Annotated in this window: 17 protein-coding genes and 1 pseudogene; 12 read left to right on the top strand and 6 right to left on the bottom strand. The window is 71.5% G+C overall.

What is annotated here, in order from left to right:
* From pncB to QOL99_RS06270, 3 genes are all read left to right on the top strand, one after another.
* Positions 1–934 (top strand): nicotinate phosphoribosyltransferase (gene pncB, locus QOL99_RS06280; RefSeq protein WP_285522340.1); only part of this gene is annotated, 934 nt, incomplete at its 5' end.
* On the top strand, positions 931–1,842 hold the full coding sequence (locus tag QOL99_RS06275; protein ID WP_285522339.1) for an adenylyltransferase/cytidyltransferase family protein: 912 nt from the start codon (positions 931–933) through the stop codon (positions 1,840–1,842). The genes pncB and QOL99_RS06275, both read left to right, overlap by 4 nt.
* 60 nt (positions 1,843–1,902) lie before the next feature.
* Positions 1,903–2,811 carry a ferritin-like domain-containing protein gene (locus tag QOL99_RS06270; RefSeq protein ID WP_285522337.1) on the top strand — a complete coding sequence of 303 codons (909 nt, stop codon included), beginning with the start codon at positions 1,903–1,905 and terminating at the stop codon, positions 2,809–2,811.
* A gap of 49 nt (positions 2,812–2,860) precedes the next feature.
* Here QOL99_RS06270 and meaB read toward each other — a convergent pair whose 3' ends face one another.
* From meaB to scpA, 3 genes are read right to left on the bottom strand one after another with little or no spacing between them, the layout of a single operon-like run.
* Positions 2,861–3,814, bottom strand: coding sequence for a methylmalonyl Co-A mutase-associated GTPase MeaB (gene meaB, locus QOL99_RS06265; RefSeq protein ID WP_285522335.1), 954 nt, complete (start codon positions 3,812–3,814; stop codon positions 2,861–2,863).
* A 9-nt stretch (positions 3,815–3,823) separates the two neighbouring features.
* Positions 3,824–4,240 (bottom strand): hypothetical protein, encoded by a 417-nt coding sequence (locus tag QOL99_RS06260; protein ID WP_285522334.1) that lies wholly within the window; start codon positions 4,238–4,240, stop codon positions 3,824–3,826.
* A 4-nt stretch (positions 4,241–4,244) separates the two neighbouring features.
* A complete protein-coding gene (gene scpA / locus QOL99_RS06255; RefSeq protein WP_285522332.1) occupies positions 4,245–6,407 on the bottom strand; it encodes a methylmalonyl-CoA mutase in 2,163 nt (720 codons plus the stop codon).
* A gap of 125 nt (positions 6,408–6,532) precedes the next feature.
* On the opposite strand from scpA, the gene rpe reads away from it, so the two are divergent.
* The 3 genes from rpe to QOL99_RS06240 all read left to right on the top strand — a co-directional run bounded on the left by rpe (position 6,533) and on the right by QOL99_RS06240 (position 8,080).
* On the top strand, positions 6,533–7,198 hold the full coding sequence (gene rpe, locus QOL99_RS06250; protein ID WP_285522331.1) for a ribulose-phosphate 3-epimerase: 666 nt from the start codon (positions 6,533–6,535) through the stop codon (positions 7,196–7,198).
* Positions 7,195–7,908: a 2-phosphosulfolactate phosphatase gene (locus QOL99_RS06245; RefSeq protein ID WP_285522330.1), complete on the top strand. Its 714-nt coding sequence runs from the start codon at positions 7,195–7,197 to the stop codon at positions 7,906–7,908. The genes rpe and QOL99_RS06245 overlap by 4 nt, the downstream gene beginning before the upstream one ends.
* Positions 7,909–7,927: 19 nt before the next feature.
* On the top strand, positions 7,928–8,080 hold the full coding sequence (locus QOL99_RS06240) for a hypothetical protein (RefSeq protein ID WP_285522329.1): 153 nt from the start codon (positions 7,928–7,930) through the stop codon (positions 8,078–8,080).
* Positions 8,081–8,235: 155 nt separating this feature from the next.
* Here QOL99_RS06240 and QOL99_RS06235 read toward each other — a convergent pair whose 3' ends face one another.
* Complete coding sequence (locus QOL99_RS06235; protein ID WP_285522328.1) at positions 8,236–8,586, bottom strand: VOC family protein; 351 nt, start codon at positions 8,584–8,586, stop codon at positions 8,236–8,238.
* Positions 8,587–8,636: 50 nt separating this feature from the next.
* Between QOL99_RS06235 and nspC the strand changes: the two genes are divergently transcribed.
* Positions 8,637–9,857, top strand: coding sequence for a carboxynorspermidine decarboxylase (nspC, locus tag QOL99_RS06230; protein WP_285522327.1), 1,221 nt, complete (start codon positions 8,637–8,639; stop codon positions 9,855–9,857).
* 390 nt (positions 9,858–10,247) lie between these two features.
* Here the strand turns inward: nspC and QOL99_RS06225 are convergent, their stop codons facing one another.
* Positions 10,248–11,489, bottom strand: a complete 1,242-nt coding sequence (locus QOL99_RS06225) for a DUF4384 domain-containing protein (protein ID WP_285522325.1) — start codon at positions 11,487–11,489, stop codon at positions 10,248–10,250.
* Positions 11,490–11,712: 223 nt separating this feature from the next.
* Between QOL99_RS06225 and QOL99_RS06220 the strand changes: the two genes are divergently transcribed.
* From QOL99_RS06220 to QOL99_RS06210, 3 genes are read left to right on the top strand one after another with little or no spacing between them, the layout of a single operon-like run.
* Positions 11,713–12,690: an alpha/beta hydrolase gene (locus tag QOL99_RS06220; RefSeq protein ID WP_285522323.1), complete on the top strand. Its 978-nt coding sequence runs from the start codon at positions 11,713–11,715 to the stop codon at positions 12,688–12,690.
* Between the two features lie 24 nt (positions 12,691–12,714).
* Positions 12,715–13,023: a metalloregulator ArsR/SmtB family transcription factor gene (locus tag QOL99_RS06215; RefSeq protein WP_285522321.1), complete on the top strand. Its 309-nt coding sequence runs from the start codon at positions 12,715–12,717 to the stop codon at positions 13,021–13,023.
* Positions 13,004–14,221, top strand: coding sequence for a DUF1648 domain-containing protein (locus QOL99_RS06210; RefSeq protein ID WP_285522320.1), 1,218 nt, complete (start codon positions 13,004–13,006; stop codon positions 14,219–14,221). The genes QOL99_RS06215 and QOL99_RS06210 overlap by 20 nt, the downstream gene beginning before the upstream one ends.
* A 263-nt stretch (positions 14,222–14,484) precedes the next feature.
* Here the strand turns inward: QOL99_RS06210 and QOL99_RS06205 are convergent, their stop codons facing one another.
* Positions 14,485–15,255 (bottom strand): DUF554 domain-containing protein, encoded by a 771-nt coding sequence (locus QOL99_RS06205; protein ID WP_285522318.1) that lies wholly within the window; start codon positions 15,253–15,255, stop codon positions 14,485–14,487.
* A gap of 232 nt (positions 15,256–15,487) precedes the next feature.
* Here QOL99_RS06205 and QOL99_RS06200 point away from each other — a divergent pair, with 232 nt between their 5' ends.
* Positions 15,488–15,691: a helix-turn-helix domain-containing protein gene (locus QOL99_RS06200; protein ID WP_285522316.1), complete on the top strand. Its 204-nt coding sequence runs from the start codon at positions 15,488–15,490 to the stop codon at positions 15,689–15,691.
* Positions 15,692–15,734: 43 nt separating this feature from the next.
* Positions 15,735–16,109: pseudogene (locus QOL99_RS06195) on the top strand (hypothetical protein); the annotation flags it as partial.

Genomic DNA, 16,109 nt, shown 5'->3' with positions numbered 1-16,109 from the left:
GCTCAGCGCGGCGCGGGCCGCTTATGTGGGCGGGGCGGTGGGCACCTCCAACGTGGAGGCGGGGCGGCGCTACGGCCTGCCCGTCAGCGGCACGCACGCCCACGCCTGGGTCGAGAGCTTCCCGGACGAGCTGAGCGCCTTCCGCGCCTATGCCGAGCTGTACCCTGACAGCACGGTGCTGCTGCTGGACACGGTGGACACCCTGCAGAGCGGCCTGCCCAACGCGCTGACCGTGGCCCGCGAACTGCGGGAGCGCGGGCATGAGCTGCGCGGGGTGCGGCTGGACAGCGGCGACCTCGCCTACCTCTCGTGCCGGGTCCGCGCGGCCCTCGACGGGGCGGGCTTCCCGGACGTGAAGATCGTCGCCAGCAACGACCTCTCCGAGTCGGTGATCGCGTCGGTCATCGCGGAGGGCGGGCGCATCGACACCTACGGGGTGGGCACCCAGCTCGTCACGGCGGGCGGCGAGGGGGGCGGGGCGCTGGGCGGCGTGTTCAAGCTCGCGCAACTGGACGGCGTGCCCAAGATGAAACTGACGGGCGAGCCGCGCAAGTCCAGCCTGCCGGGCGAGAAGGCGGTGTGGCGGGCGGTCGAGGCGGACGGCAGCTACGCGCTGGACGCGCTGACCCTGGGCGAGGCCCCGCGCCCCGGCGACCGGGTGAGCGACCCCGTCAACCCGCTGCGCTTCTCGCGGCTGCCGGAGGGTCTGACCTGGCGTCCCGCCCGTGAGGTCGTGATGGAGGGCGGCGGGCGCACCCACGCCCCCGAGTCCCTGCCCGACATTCAGGCCCGCGCCCGTGCGGACCTCGCCCGGCTTCCGGCGGGGACCCGGCGCCCCCTCAATCCGCACCTCTACCGGGTGGGCCTGGGGGACGACGTGGCCGAGCTGCGCGACCGGGTGGCCGAGGAACTGCGGGGCCATCTCCAGCCATGACCGCCGGGGCCGTCTATGTCGGCCGCTTCCAGCCGCCCCACGCGGCGCACCTGGGCACCGTCCGGGAGGCGCTGGCCCACGCCGACCACCTGCTCGTGCTGCTGGGCAGCGCCAATCTCGCCCGCTCGGTCAAGAATCCCTTCAGCGCCCCCGAGCGAGCGGGGATGCTGCGGCGGGCCTTGCGCGAGGCCGGGGCGGACCTGCGCCGGGTCACCTTCCGGCCCCTGCCCGACCGCTTCGACGCGGACCTGTGGGCCGCCGACGTGCGCCGGGAGGCGGCGGGGGTGTTCGGAGAGGGGGCCCCGGTCTCCCTCGTCGGGTTCGAGAAGGACGCCAGCACCGCCTACCTGCGCTGGTTTCCCGGCTGGGGCCGCCTGCCCGTGCCCGAGGTCCCCGGCCTGAACGCGACCGACCTGCGGGCGGCTTACTTCACCGGGCGACCGCTGCCCGACGGGGTCCCGGAGGGGGTGCGGACCTTTCTCGCCCGGTTCACGGGGACACCCGCCTACCCCCGCCTGCGGGCCGAGTGGGCGGCGGTGGAGGCCGCCCGCGCCGCCCTGCCCCCTGCTGCCCGGCTGCACGAGGAACGCTGGCTGCAGGTCGAGGGGGAGAGGGCCTGGCTGCACACCCGCCGCGACCCCATCGGCTCCGGGCTGTGGGAGTTGCCGGGGCGGGTGCTCCCACCGGGCGAGACGGCAGCGGGTGGCGTGGAGTTCGCCCATCCCGCCCGCGCCCTCGTCGCGCCGACGACCGCGCATGTGTACCGCGAAGCCGTGCCTGCCGCGCTTCCCGCCCGCCCGGTGCCCCTCGCGCTGGCCCTGCGGACCCCCCGCCGCTTTCACGAGGACCATCACGTGATCTTCATGCGGCTGCTGGATGGGGCCGCTCGCTCATCCAGTCCGGGCTGAGGCGCTTATTCCCCGTTGACCGGACCGGGAGACACCCGGCCCTTCACCGGAGGAATCCCCATGACCCACGACGACACTGCTGCCACCCCCGCCCCCCTGAACCGCCGCGCCGCCCTGGGTGCCCTGGGCAAATTCGGCCTGGGGGCTGCCGCCTTCGGCCTCGCCGGAGGCCCGGTGCTGGCCGCGCCCGCGAAGAACATCGACGTGGACGTGCTGAACTTCGCGCTCAACCTGGAATACCTGGAGGCGGCCTTCTACCTCGCCGCCGTGGGCCGCGTGAACGAACTGCGGGCCATCGGCGGCGGAGCCGAGATTCGGCTGCCCGCGAACCTTGACCGCATGCGTGGAATGCAGTTTAAAGACAGCAACGTGCAGGCCCTGGCCCGCTCCATCGCGGAGGACGAGTTCCAGCACGTCAAGTTCCTGTACGGGGCGCTGGGCAAGGCCGCCGCGCCGCGCCCGGTCCTCGACCTTGCGGGAGCCTTCGACGCCGCCGGGCAGGCCGCGAGTGGTGGGGCGATCAAGGGCTTTAACCCCTACGCGAACGACCTCTTCTTCCTGCACGGGGCCTTCATCTTCGAGGATGTGGGCGTGACCGCCTACACGGGCGCGGCCCCGCTGATCACCAACCCCGCCTACCTTCAGGCGGCGGCGGGCATCCTGGCGGTGGAGGCATACCACGGCGGCGCGGTCCGCTCCATGCTCTACCAGCAGCGGCAGGTCAACGCGGCGGCGGGGCTGTACGTGGGCCAGGTCGTGCAGGCGATCAGCAACCTGCGCGGCAAGGTGGGCGGCGGCAAGGACGCGGGCCTGACCGACGCGCGGGGCAACGCCGTCCTCGCCCCCGCCAACGCCAACGCGGTGGGCCACGGCCGCAGCACCCGCGAGGTGCTGAACATCGTGTATCTGGCCCCTGGAGCGCGGCGCGGCGGCTTCTATCCGAACGGGCTGAACGGCAGCATCAAGTAAGGGGGGAGGTCAGCAAGAGGGGGCCGCTTCCTGTCGGGGGCGGCCCCTCTCACGTCGGGACGGGGGAGAGGAGGGTCCCCACCCCCTGCACGGGTGTGAGCCGCCCCGCCAGCACCTCCCCCCGCAATTCGCGCAGCCGCGCCGGGTCCAGCCCCGCCTGAAAGGCCCGCCACGCCGCCTCACGCAGCAGGTCGTCGAACCACGCGCCCGTCTGCTCGCGGCGTCTGGCGGCGATATCCACCGCCTCCCGGTAGGCCCCCACCGCCGCCCACAGCTCGGGGATGCCTGCCCCCGTCACCGCCGACGCTTGCAGGGCACGGGGCCGCCAGGGGGCACCACGTGGGGTGAGCAGCCGCAGGGCCGCCGTCAGCTCGGTCTGGGCGCGGGTCGCCGCCTTTGGGTCCGTATCGGCCTTGTTCACCACGCACAGGTCAGCGAGTTCCATGATCCCGCGCTTGATGCCCTGAAGCTCGTCGCCCGCGTTCGGCAGGGTCAGCAGCACGAACAGGTCGGTCATCGCGGCGACCTGCGTCTCGCTCTGGCCCACGCCCACCGTCTCCACGAGCACCACGTCGTACCCGGCGGCCTCGCACAGCAGGATCGCCTCGCGGGTGCGCCGCGCCACGCCCCCCAGGGTGCCCCGGCTGGGGCTGGGGCGGATGTAGGCGCCCGGGTGGACGGTCAACCGGGGCATCCGGGTCTTGTCGCCCATGATGCTGCCGCCGGTGCGGGCGCTGCTGGGGTCCACCGCCAGCACCGCGACCCGGTGGCCCCCGTCCGCGAGGTGCAGGCCCAGCGCCTCGATCAGCGTGCTCTTGCCCACCCCCGGCACCCCGGTCAGGCCCACCCGGATGCTGCGCCCGGTGTGCGGCAACAGCTCCGAGAGGAGGGCCTGCGCCTCCGCTTCATGGTCCGGGCGGGTGGACTCGGTCAGGGTGATCGCGCGGGCCAGGGCGCGGCGGTCGCCCGCGAGCAGGGGAGAGGCGAGGGGATGCTCAGGCATGGATCACCGTCAGCACCTCGCGTCCCTGGGCAGGGGGCGGATGAAGCTCCGCAGCGGCGTCGTCACCCCGGCGCGGCGATACCCCGTCTCGCGGATCAGGCGGCCCCGCGCGTCGAACACGCCCCGCACGTCCAGCAGCCGCCCGGCGAAGCCGCTGAAGTCCACCCGCACCCCGGTCAGGCGCCCGGCGCGGTCGTAGCTCTGGCGCACCACCAGCGTGTTATCGGGGTAACGGTGCCCGTGCGTCAGGAAGCGCACCCGCCCGGCGCGGTCCACGGTCACGCGCACCTCTCCCACGGTGCAGGTTCGCAGGTCGCCCACCGTCACCGTGCGGGCAGTGGGCAGATTCGGCACCGGGGGCAGGCGGGCAGGCTGCGCGGCGGCGAGGGGCGCGAGGCAGAGCAGGGAGAGGAGCAGGCGCTTCATGGGGTCAGGTACGAACTCCGTCCGCGACGGGTTGCTCCTGCCGCCCCCGCAGCAGCCCCAGCACCTCCCGCGCCGAGTGCAGGATGGGCGTGCCCGGCCCGAAGATGCCCGCGACCCCCGCCGCCCGGAGTTCGGCGTAGTCCTGCTGCGGAATCACGCCGCCCGCGACGACCAGAATGTCCCCGGCCCCCTGCTCGCGCAGCGCCGCGATCAGGTGCGGAATCAGGGTCCGGTGCCCGGCCGCCTGGCTGCTCACGCCGATGACATGCACGTCGTTCTCGACCGCCTGCCGCGCGGCCTCCTCCGGCGTCTGGAAGAGGGGGCCGACATCCACGTCGAAGCCGAGGTCGGCAAAGCCGGTGGCAATCACCTTCGCGCCCCGGTCGTGCCCGTCCTGGCCCATCTTGACGACCAGGATGCGCGGGCGGCGGCCTTCCGCCTCGGCAAAGGCCTCGATCTCGGCTTGCAGGGCCGCGAAGCCCTCGTCGTTTTCAAAGCCCTGCGCGTACACGCCCGAGAGCGTCCGGACCTCCGCCTGGTGGCGGCCCCAGACCCGCTCCAGCGCGTCGCTGACCTCGCCCACGGTGGCGCGGGCGCGCATCGCCTCCACGCTCAGCGCCAGCAGGTTGCCCTCACCCGTGCGGGCGGCGTCCTCCAATGCGGCGAGGGCGCTCTGGACGGCCTGCGGCTCCCGCTCCGCCCGCACCCGCTCCAGCCGGGCGATCTGCGAGCCGCGTACAGCGGCGTTGTCGATATCCAGCACGTCCACATGCGTCTCGACCGTGGGGCGGTACCTGTTCACCCCCACGATCACGTCCTCGCCCCGGTCGATGCGGGCCTGTTTGCGGGCCGCCGACTCCTCGATCCGCAGCTTGGGCACGCCCGACTCGATGGCCCTGGCCATCCCGCCGAGTTCCTCCACCTCGCGCATCAGTTCGCGGGCCTTCCCTGCCAGGTCGTGCGTCAGCCGCTCCATCAGGTACGAGCCGCCCCAGGGGTCCACGACTCCGGGAATGCCCGTCTCCTCCTGGATGATGAGCTGCGTGTTCCGCGCGATGCGGGCGCTGAAGTCGGTGGGCAACCCGATCGCCTCGTCGAAGGCGTTCGTGTGCAGGCTCTGGGTCCCGCCGAAGACCGCCGCCATCGCTTCCACCGCCGTGCGGACCACGTTGTTGTAGGGGTCCTGCTCGGTCAGGCTCCAGCCGGACGTCTGGCAGTGGGTCCGCAGGGCGCGGCTCATCGGGTTCTTCGGCCCGAAGCCCGCCATGATCTCGTCCCACAGCAACCGGGCGGCCCGCAGCTTGGCGACCTCGGTGTAGAAGTCCATCCCGATGGCGAAGAAAAAGGAGAGCCGGGGCGCGAACTCGTCCACGCTGAGGCCCTTGGCGAGCGCGGCCCGCACGTACTCCAGCCCGTCGGCCAGCGTGTAGGCGAGTTCCAGCGCGGCGTTCGCCCCGGCCTCCTGCAGGTGGTAGCCGGAGATCGAGATCGAGTTGAACTTCGGCATCTCCCGCGCCGTGTACGCGATGATGTCGGCCACCACCCGCATGGACGGCGTGGGCGGGTAGATGTAGGTGTTGCGCACCATGAACTCTTTGAGGATGTCGTTCTGGATGGTGCCCGAGAGCGCGGCGCGGGGCACCCCCTGCTCCTCGCCCGCCACGATAAAGGCGGCCAGCACGGGCAGCACCGCCCCGTTCATCGTCATGGAGACCGACATTTCATTCAGCGGAATGCCGTCGAACAGAATTTTCATGTCCTCGACGGAGTCGATCGCCACGCCCGCCTTGCCCACGTCGCCCACCACGCGGGGGTGGTCAGAGTCGTAGCCCCGGTGGGTGGCGAGGTCGAAGGCGACGCTGAGGCCCTTTTGGCCCGCCGCGAGGTTGCGCCGGTAGAAGGCGTTCGATTCCTCGGCGGTGGAGAAACCCGCGTACTGCCGGATGGTCCAGGGCCGCGCCGCGTACATGGTGGCGCGGGGGCCACGGATAAAGGGGGGCAGGCCCGGCAGCGTGTCGGTGGGCAGGCCCTCCACGTCGGCGGCGGTGTAGAGGGGTTTCAGGATCAGGCCTTCGGGCGTGGCGCGGTTGAGCGTCTCCGGGTCGGCGCCGCGCAGGTCTTTCTGCGCGAGGGCCTTCCAGCCGGAGAGGTCGGTGGGTGCGGTCATGAGCGGGCCTCCAGGGGGAAGGGGGAAGGGGACATCGTTGCCCGCATGATGCCACCGGGAGGGGCCACAGGGGGCAGGCGGCCGGAAGTGAGCCACCTCACCATGAGAAGGGTTAACATGGCCGCGTGACCGTTCCCGCCCGCCCCGTCAAGCTCGCCCCCAGTCTCCTGTCCTGCGATTTCACCCGCCTGGGCGAGGAGTTGCAGGCCATCGCGGACGCCGACTGGGCGCACGTGGACGTGATGGACGGACGCTTCGTGCCCAACCTCTCCTTCGGGCTGCCCATCCTCGCGGCGGCGCGGCGGGCATCCCCCCTCTTCATGGACGTGCATCTGATGATCGAGGAACCCGAACGCTACCTGCGCGACTTCGCCCAGGCCGGGGCCGACGGGATCACCGTGCATGTGGAGGCCACCCGGCACGTCCACCGCGTCGTGGGGGCGATCCGCGAACTGGGCAAGCGGGCGGGGGTGACCCTCAACCCCGGCACCCCGCTGGAGGCCGTGCGCCCGGTGCTGGCCGACGTGGACCTCGTGCTGGTCATGAGCGTGAACCCCGGCTTCGGCGGCCAGAAGTTCATCCCGGCGAGTGTGGAACGCGTCCGCACCCTGCGCGGCTGGCTCGACGAGCTGGGCAGCGCGGCCGAGCTTCAGGTGGACGGCGGCGTGACGCCCGCCAATGCCCGGTCGCTGGCCGGGGCGGGGGCGACCAACCTCGTCGCGGGCAGCAGTGTCTTCGGGCCGGACGGGGCGGCGGCGGGGCTCTCGCGGTTGCGGGCGGCGCTCGCATGAGGCTGCGGGTCGATCTGCTGCCCCACGGGGCCTACTCCGACGTGGTCCTCGTCGTGGACGTGCTGCGGGCGACCACCACCGCCGTGACCTACCTGGAACGCGGGGCAGAGGCGCTGCTGCTGACCTCCACCCCGGAGGTCGCCCTGACTCAGCGGGCCGCAGGGGTCGTGCTGGCGGGCGAACGCGGCGGGCGGCCCATCCCCGGCTTCGACCTGGGCAACAGCCCGGTGGAGGCCGCCGCTGGAAACTTCGCGAACCAATCGGTCGTGATGAACACCACCAACGGGACCGCCGCCGCCCATCTCGCCGCCGCGAGCGGCAAGCATGTACTCCTGGCCGCGCTGACCAACGCCCACGCCGCCGCCCGCCGCGCCCGTGCCCTGGCGACCGAGGAAATCGCCATCGTCTGCGCGGGGACCGACGGCCGGGTGGGTCTGGAGGACGTGTACGCCGCCGGGGTGCTGGCCGAGTACCTCCTGGCGATGGGCGACTTCACCCCCGATGACGGCGCCCGCATCGCCCTGACGGTGCGCCGCAGCTCCGGCAACCCCGCCGAGGTGCTGTCAGGCAGCGGGCACGGCACCTACCTGGGCGGTATCGGGCTGGAGGAGGACGTGCGCTACGCCGCGCAGGTCAGCGTCAGCACCGTGGTTCCGCTGCTCGACCCGGCGGGCGGGGCGGAGGGCGTGCTGCGGTTCGTGGCGGGCTAGANCCGGCAACCCCGCCGAGGTGCTGTCAGGCAGCGGGCACGGCACCTACCTGGGCGGTATCGGGCTGGAGGAGGACGTGCGCTACGCCGCGCAGGTCAGCGTCAGCACCGTGGTTCCGCTGCTCGACCCGGCGGGCGGGGCGGAGGGCGTGCTGCGGTTCGTGGCGGGCTAGAGCATTTGCCATAAGAATGCGGTGCCGTTCCGCATTCGTTGGCCGAGCGGGCTTGCAAAGCTGCGCAGCAGAGCGAGTGAATGGGACAGGAGCATTGGGCAGAATGGAGGCACCTGGGGTGCTGTCCCCCGGGGGCCGTAATTCTGCCCAATGCTCTAAGCTTCCCCCTTCTGCACCACGCAAAAGCGGTTGCCGTCCGGGTCGGCCAGGACCACGTAGTCCGCGTCCGGTTCGTAGGTCCATTCCACCCGCACGGCCCCCAGCCCGACGAGGCGCCCTGCCTCCGCCGCCTGATCGCCCGCGTAGAGGTCGAGGTGATGCCGCCTCGCCTGCGGGGACGTGACCCGCTTCAGGGCCAGTTGCACGCCGTGGCCCTCGCGGGGGACCAGCACCACCCAGTCGTCGTCCGGTTCGTCGCGCGGGCGGTAGTCCAGCGCCTGGGTCCAGAACTCCAGGGCGCGTCTCACGTCCTGCACGCCCCACACCACCGAGCCGATCCGCAGCATGGGGTGCAGTATGGCCTTTTCCCCGGCCCCGGCCCGCTACCCTGTCCCCCATGACCGTGACCGATCTCCAGCTTCCCGCCGTGACGCCCACGGACACCATCGACTGGGCGGCGATTCCCAGCCCCGCCTTCGTCCTCGACGAGACGCGGCTGCGGCGCAACCTCTCGCTCATCTCGCACGTGCAGCGCGAGAGCGGGGCGCAGATCATCGTGGCCTTCAAGGGCTTTTCGATGTGGAGCACTTTCGGGCTGCTGCGCGAGTACGGCATCACCGGGGCGACGGCCAGCAGCCTGAACGAGGCGATCCTGGCGGCCGAGGAGATGCGGGGCGAGGTCCACGTCTACGCCCCCGCCTACTCCGACGAGGACTTCCCGCGCATTCTGGAACTGGCCGACCACCTCGTCTTCAACTCCTTTTCCCAGTGGGAGCGCTTTCGTCCACAGGTGGAGGCGGCGCGGGCGGCCGGGAAGCAACTTCACGTCGGCATCCGGGTCAACCCCGAGTACGCCGAGGTCGAGACGGACCTGTACAACCCCGCCGGGCCGTTCTCGCGCCTGGGCGTGACCCGCCGCGAGTTCCGCGAGGATCTGCTCGACGGGATCGACGGCCTGCACTTCCACACCCTCTGCGAGAAGGATTCCGACACGCTGGAGCGCACGCTGGAAGTGCTGGAGCGCAATTTTGGCGAGTTCCTGCCCCGCATGAAATGGGTCAACTTTGGCGGCGGGCACCTGATGACCCGCGAGGGGTACGACACTGAGCGCCTGATCCGGGTGGTGCGGGCCTTCCGCGAGCGGTGGGGCGTGCACGTCATCCTCGAACCCGGCTCGGCCTTCGGGTGGCAGACGGGCTGGCTGGTGAGCAGCGTGCTGGACGTGGTGCACAACGTCAGGGACATCGCCCTGCTGGACATCTCGGTCAGCGCCCACATGCCCGACGTGCTGGAGATGCCCTACCGCCCGCGCATCCTGGGCGCAGGCGACCCCCCGCACGACGAGCACCGCGAGGCCACCGACACGGCGGGCGGCCACCCCTACCTGATCGGCGGCACGACCTGCCTCGCCGGGGACGTGGTGGGCGAGTACGTCTTTGACCGCGAGCTGGGGGTCGGCGACCGGGTGGTCTTCGACGACATGATCCACTACACGATGGTCAAGACGACCTTTTTCAATGGGGTCAAGCACCCCGACATCGGCATCCTGCGGCCCGACGGAAGCTACGAGCGGGTCAGGACCTTCGGCTACGGGGAGTTCAAGGCCAAGCTGAGCTGAGGGGAGAAGGCTCATACGGACTCCTCCCCAATCGTTTACGAAGTGATTCAATCCGAGCAGAGCGAGAAGGAGAAAAACGGGTCCCGGGCGTGGAGTGAACAAACCGGCGTTCTTCCGGTCTGTCAACGAAACAGACGGAATCCGTATGAGGAGACAGACAGGCGAGCGCCCCCACCACTTCCGGTTGGGGGCGCGTTCGCCTGCTGGGTTCCCTCTGGAACGGTCCTTCTGGGTGGGAGGGCTTGAGGTGGGCACGGCTGGGAGCGGGACTCACCGCCCATCGCCGCGCGGCCTATTCGGACCCGGCCCGGTCCATCCGACCAGGGACGCGGGAGAGATGCAGCCGGAGGTGGGGCGGGTGAGGCCAGTCACCCCCGGCGCGGGGTGGGATTACTTGCGGTACACCTTGACCACGCCGTTCACGGTGCGCAGGGTGCCGCCCTCGAAGTCGGCGGCCCAGCTCCCGTTCAGCAGGTACTGGTCACGGGTGGGGAAGCCCAGGAACGACCCCGAGCCGCCCAGCCCCTGGTAGGTCTTCAGGACGGCCCCCTGCAACCAGAAGGTGCCGTATTTCTCGCTGGAGTACAGCGCCCCGTTCTGGAAGTAGCCGTACAGCCCGGTCGTGCCGTAGGCGTTGCGCGGAATGACCTTCTCGTCGGCGGCGGCCCAGCCCAACCGACTGGGCGGACGGGTGCCGCCGTTCTCGGCCTGTGCGAGCGCGAGGTAGCGCTCCAGAATGCGCCCGTGCACCGCGTACGAGCGGCTGGAGCCGTTCGCGTGCAGCAGCGCCGCGTCGCCGTAGGCCGCCACGCCCCGGAACTTCTGCCACAGGCCGTCGCCCCAGGCCACGGCGTAGGTGGTCGCCTGGCCCAGCGATTCCGGCCCCTTGAGGCGGGCATACGCCTCCACCATCGCGGTGTCAAAGGAGCCGTCGCGCTTCTCGCCGGGCTGAATCTGCGTGACAGGCTGGGAGGGCGCAGGCTGCACGGGGGTGGGTTGGACCGGGGCCGGGGCGGGCTGGACGGGCGTCTCGGTCACCGTGCCCGTCGCGCCGCCCTGGGCCGCCGTTCCCACCCGGAAGGTCACCACGTCGGTCACCCAGCTGTTGGCCGGAAGGGGCCGCACCACGATGCTCAGCGCCCGGGCGAGGTTGTCCTGGCCGCGCACCTGCACCTGCGCGAAGCCCTCACCCTCCACGAAGCGGGCCACGTCGTTCAGGTTCAGCGGCTGGGTGCTCGCCAGCGCCAGTAATCGGTCCTGGCCGTTGGGGCCGCCCACCGTCAGCGTGTAACTGGCGTTCCGGCCGGGAAAGGTCCGGTTGGTGTTGGCCCGCACGAGGTTGTTTTCCTCGTAGGTGTTGGGGAAGAACAGGTCGATCTGCCCGTTCGCGTTCACGTTGAACAGGTACACGTAGGCGTCGCGGTTGGTCTTGACCCCGATGGTGATGCGCTCGCCCCGGCGGTAGACCGGGTTGCGGGTGCCGCTGGCGTCCTTGTTGACCCACACCTGCACGTCGAGCGTGGGCTGCGAGGGGTTCACGATGATGCTCTGGGCGCTGATGCGGGGCTCGGTGGCGCCCGCCATGCCCAGCAGGGCGGAGAGGGTCAGGGCAGCAGTCAGGGAATGGCGCATGGGTGAAACCTCCTGGGATGGGATAGGGCTCAGATGCGGCGCAGCGTAGGGACCGAAGCTGACGAGCCACTGATACGGGTTGCCGCCTGGGCTGTTTCTGAAGGTCGGGTCAAGCCGCCTGCCCTCCCTGCGCCTCCCATGAGGCAGGACTGACGGGAGGCTGATGTGGTAATCTTAGTTCGGTTATTAGGCAACCACCGAATTAGATTCTCTGGAGGTCCCCATGCGACTCGCCCGACTGCTGCCCCTGACCGCTGCCCTGCTTTCCGCTCCTTCCCTCGCCGCCACGCGCGAGGTCACGCTGGAGGTGCCGGGCGCCCGGCTGGCCGCCACCCTTCAGACGCCGGACGGCCCGCAGCACGCCCGGCCGCCGGTCGCGTTGATCCTGGCCGGGAGCGGCCCCACCGACCGCGACGGGAACAATCCGCTGTCGGGGCCGGGGGGCACCTACCGCAAGCTGGCGGCGAACCTCGCCGCGCGGGGCATCGCCACCCTGCGGCCCGACAAGCGCGGCATCGGCGCGAGCACCCTGGCCGACCCGCGTGAGGAGGCGCAGACCTTTGGCGACTTCGTGAACGACGCGCGGGCGTGGCTGACGTGGCTCGCCGCGCAGCCTGGCCTCGGCCCAGTGGCGGTGATCGGGCACAGCGAGGGCGGAACGGTCGCCCTGGCCGCCGTACAGGGGCAGGCTGGGGAAGCGCCGTCCCCGGCGCGGGCAGTGGTCCTGCTCGCCGCCCCCGGCGAGGACATCGGCGCCACCATCCGCCGCCAGATCGGGCAGAACCCGGCGAATCCGCCCGCGCTCGTCGAGGAGACGGGCCGCATCCTGGACGCCCTGGGCCGGGGCGAGCGCGTGGCGGAGGTCTCGCCTGTGCTGGCCCCGGTCTTCCGGCCCAGCGTGCAGCCCTACCTCATCAGCAGCCTGGGGTACGATCCGCAGCGGCTGATCGCCTCGCAGACCCTCCCCACCCTGATCGTGCAGGGGGACCGCGACCTGCAGGTCCGCCCGGAGGATGCCCGCCTGCTGGCTGCCGCGCAGCCTGCCGCCCGCGTCCACCTCGCCCGTGGAGTCAATCACGTCCTGGTGCCCGCGCCGCTGGACCCGGCCGCCAACTTCGCCCGCTACGGCGACGCCGAACTGCCGCTGGAGCGCGGCGTGGTGACGGCGGTGGTGGAGTTCCTGCGCGGGGCGCTGCGGTAACGGGGCAGGGGGGAGGAGGGCGATATGCCCCTGAGCCGCATCGACGAGGTGTTCCGTGCCCTGGCCGATCCCACCCGCCGCGCGATCCTGCGCGAACTTCGCGGCGGGGAGCGCACGGCGGGAGAGCTGGCCCGGCTGTTTCCAGTCACCAAGAGCACCCTCAGCGGCCATTTCGCGGTGCTGAAGGCCGCCAATCTGGTGTGGACGGAAAAGCGGGGGACCGGGGTGATCTACCGCCTGAATACGACGGTCTTTCAGGAGGTGGTGGCCGACCTGCTGGACCTGTTCGGCCCGGCGGGAAAGGAGACGGACCATGAGCAGAAGCCGGGTTGACCCCCTGCTGGTGGCGGGAGCGGTGGCCGCGCTCGCGTTGCTGGCGCTGGCCTGGGGCCGACTGCCGGAGGGCGAGCGGCAGATCCTGCTGCCGCTGAGCGTGTCCTCGCTGGCGCTGGGCGGGCTGGTCGCACTCCTCGGCGGCCTGGAGCGCGAGTACCGCCCGGTCGCGGACGCCACCGCGCAGGCGCTGGTGCTGCAAGCGGCCGTCGCTGCCGCCGCACTCGCCTTCGGGTGGGACCTCCTGCGGGCACTGACGGTGGCCACCGGCCTGGGCCTCGTGGTCACCGGAAACGCGACCGCCCGTGCCCGGCCGGGGCTGTGGTTCGGCTTCCGCACTCGCTGGGCGCTGCTCTCCGAGCGGGCGTGGTACGCCACCCAGCGGGAAGCGGCGCGGGCGCTGGTCACGGCGGGACTGGTGTACGCGGCGTTCGCGGCGTTGACTCCGGCGGCGCTCTTGACGCCTTGGGTGCTCCCAGCCGGATTGCTGGTGCTGCTCGTGCCCGTCCTGGTCAGCCTGCACCGTTTCTCGTACCGCGAATACCTCGCGGACCCCGAGCGGCGCCCGGCGGTGGCGGGAGCGCGGCGGCATCTCCCGGCCTATTCCACCGCCGAGCGGGTCCTGCTGGGGGTGGCGGTGGCGGTGCCGCTGCTCTCGCTCGCCGCGCTGCTGGTGCTGCTGCCCTCCCTGCCCGAGCAGGTGCCGATGCATTTCAACGCGGCGGGCGAGGCCGACCGTTACGGCTCGCCGCTGGAGCTGCTGACCCTCCCGCTGATGGGACTGGGCATGGTGGCGTTGCTGTGGGCGTCCTCGCGGTTTGGCAGCGCGACCCCGGCGCAGCGGCACGTCACGCTGGTGATGGCGGCACTGGGAGGCGCGTTCGTGGCTCCGCTCGCCCTGGGAGTGACCGGGGACATGCACGTCACCCTGGGCGCGGCCCACGCCCTGATGCTCGCGGTCCTGGCGCTCGCCTTCGCCCTTCCCGGCCCGGATGGAAAACGGCGGATGCGGGCGGCGTGGGTATGCGGTGGGCTGGCGCTGGTCCTGATGCCCCTGCTGCTGCTGCTTCCGCCGCGCGGGGCCGAGGCGGTGGGCGGCCTGCTCCTCGTCTTCGGCGGAATGATGTTTCTCGCGCCGATGTTCGTCTTCGGGGTGCCGATGAACACGGGCTGGCCGAGACGGACGCCGGAGTCCTGAGGGGGCTGGCGCGACGAGAACCCCTCTGCTGCGCAACTCTGCGAGTCTTCCACCGGAGATGGCTTTTTTCTCCCTGGCTGAAAAGGAGTAGCTAGAGCATTTGCCATAAGAATGCGGTGGGTTTCCGCATTCGTTGGCCGAGCGGACTTGCAAAGCTGCGCAGCAGAGCGAGCGAATTGAAGAAGAGCATTGGGCATTCGGGGAGGCACCTGGGGCGCCCTTCCCCGGGGGCCGTCATTCTGTCCAATGCTCTAGAGGTTGCCCTACAGCCGCCCCGTTCCCCACAGCACCAGCGGCCCCAGCAGCAGCGCGGGCAGCAGGCTCCCGACGCGTACCCGGCGGTCGTCCCAGCCCAGGCCCGCCAGCATCAGGTTCCACGAGATGCCCACGATGATCAGCCCGCCCATCCCGGTGACCAGCAGGACATAGGGGTTGGTCTTGAGCACCTCCGGGTCCGCGCCGCCCAGCAGCCCGGCGGCGAAGGCCCCCGCCGCGAGGCTGATGGCGCCTTGCAACGCCAGGACCGTCAGTGCACTGAAGCCCACGCCGATCCCGTACGCCCCTGCCAGCGCCAGCGCCGCGATGCCGTCCAGCGTGCTCTTGAGAACATAGGTCGAGTTGTCCCCCGTCAGTCCGTTTTGCAGCCCCCCCACCACCGTCATCGGCCCGATGCAGAACAGCAGGCTGGCGGCCACGAAGCCTTCCGTGAAGCGGCCCCCGCCCCGGAAGCGGCGTTTCAGCGTCTCACCCAGCCGGGTCAACCCCTCCTCGATGCCCAGCGCCTCCCCGATCACCGCGCCCCCGGCCAGGCTGATCAGCGCGAGAATCACGCCCGGAATCGGCCCGCCGGAGACGGTGTTCAGCTCGCCCGCCATTCCCAGCGCGATAAAGAGGGTCACCAGCGACAGCGTTTGCAGCAGCGTGCGCTGGGTGCGCTCGGGCAACCGGCCGCCCAGCAGCAGGCCGACCAGGGTGCCCACGAGGACGGCGCCGACGTTGATCAGGGTGCCGGAGAGTTGGGTCAGCAGGCTCATCGGCGTGCAGCGTAGCGCGGTGAGGGCGGGAGCAGAGGTCGCCTTTACAGTTGGCCGCACGCGGACAGGGGGCGTGGTACGCTCCGGGCACCTTGAACAGCCTGCGCGTCCTGCCCGTGCCTGTGCCCCGCCTCCCCGGTGGAGGAGTGCCCGGCATGCGGGGAGCCGCGCGAAAACTCGGACATCTTGGGGCTGCCTGCGGGCGGCCCCACGTGTTTTAGGGAGGTTTGCCTTGACGCTAGCCGAACAGTTCCAGACGATGCCCAAGCTGATGAAGGTCCGCGAGGTCGCCGACTACACCGGCACCCACGAACGCACCGTGCGCCGCTGGATTCGCGACGGCCGCCTCGGTGCCGTCGAACACCCCGAGGGCCTGCGCGTGCCCCGGCGCTCGCTGTGGCGCTTTCTGGGCCTGGATATGGCGCTGAGCGCGTAAGCACCCCCTCTGCAGCCTCCCACGGGCCGTATCCTGGCCGGACATGAACACCGCCCCTCTGGACGACTTGGTTCAGGCCCTCGACCGGAGCGAGGCCGGGGCCCGGCAGGTGTTCGCGGCCCTCCCTGAAGTTTCCCGCGAAGGGGCCGCGGCTCTGGCCCTGTCCCGCGGACGCCCCCGGCTCACGCTGGTCTGGAGCCGTGAGGCGCTGACCCGCGCGGCGGCCCACCTGCGGCTGGGTGAAGTGGAGGAGGCCCGGCGCGAACTCGACCCCCTCCCCGGCACGGCCCGCCCCGCCCTGCTGCGTGCCCGCGCGGCGTCGCTGGCCGGGGAACCGGAGGCGCAGGCCCTCGCCACCCACGCCCGCCTCCTCGCCCGGCAGGAGGGAGACGCCGGGGCGCTGGTGGCCGCCGCGACG

The organism is Deinococcus rhizophilus (assembly GCF_030271215.1).
Taxonomy (GTDB): Bacteria; Deinococcota; Deinococci; order Deinococcales; family Deinococcaceae; genus Deinococcus; species Deinococcus rhizophilus.
This window is presented reverse-complemented; position numbering and strand designations above follow the sequence as displayed.

Excerpts from the sequence above, each read along its gene's own strand:
- nspC (WP_285522327.1), top strand. The coding sequence starts at position 8,637 with ATGACCGTGACCGATCTCCAGCTTCCCGCCGTGACGCCCACGGACACC.
- QOL99_RS06260 (WP_285522334.1), bottom strand. The coding sequence starts at position 4,240 with ATGAAGCGCCTGCTCCTCTCCCTGCTCTGCCTCGCGCCCCTCGCCGCC.
- QOL99_RS06245 (WP_285522330.1), top strand. The coding sequence starts at position 7,195 with ATGAGGCTGCGGGTCGATCTGCTGCCCCACGGGGCCTACTCCGACGTG.
- meaB (WP_285522335.1), bottom strand. The coding sequence starts at position 3,814 with ATGCCTGAGCATCCCCTCGCCTCTCCCCTGCTCGCGGGCGACCGCCGC.
- QOL99_RS06225 (WP_285522325.1), bottom strand. The coding sequence starts at position 11,489 with ATGCGCCATTCCCTGACTGCTGCCCTGACCCTCTCCGCCCTGCTGGGC.
- QOL99_RS06210 (WP_285522320.1), top strand. The coding sequence starts at position 13,004 with ATGAGCAGAAGCCGGGTTGACCCCCTGCTGGTGGCGGGAGCGGTGGCC.
- QOL99_RS06275 (WP_285522339.1), top strand. The coding sequence starts at position 931 with ATGACCGCCGGGGCCGTCTATGTCGGCCGCTTCCAGCCGCCCCACGCG.
- QOL99_RS06220 (WP_285522323.1), top strand. The coding sequence starts at position 11,713 with ATGCGACTCGCCCGACTGCTGCCCCTGACCGCTGCCCTGCTTTCCGCT.
- QOL99_RS06215 (WP_285522321.1), top strand. The coding sequence starts at position 12,715 with ATGCCCCTGAGCCGCATCGACGAGGTGTTCCGTGCCCTGGCCGATCCC.
- QOL99_RS06270 (WP_285522337.1), top strand. The coding sequence starts at position 1,903 with ATGACCCACGACGACACTGCTGCCACCCCCGCCCCCCTGAACCGCCGC.
- QOL99_RS06205 (WP_285522318.1), bottom strand. The coding sequence starts at position 15,255 with ATGAGCCTGCTGACCCAACTCTCCGGCACCCTGATCAACGTCGGCGCC.
- scpA (WP_285522332.1), bottom strand. The coding sequence starts at position 6,407 with ATGACCGCACCCACCGACCTCTCCGGCTGGAAGGCCCTCGCGCAGAAA.
- QOL99_RS06235 (WP_285522328.1), bottom strand. The coding sequence starts at position 8,586 with ATGCTGCGGATCGGCTCGGTGGTGTGGGGCGTGCAGGACGTGAGACGC.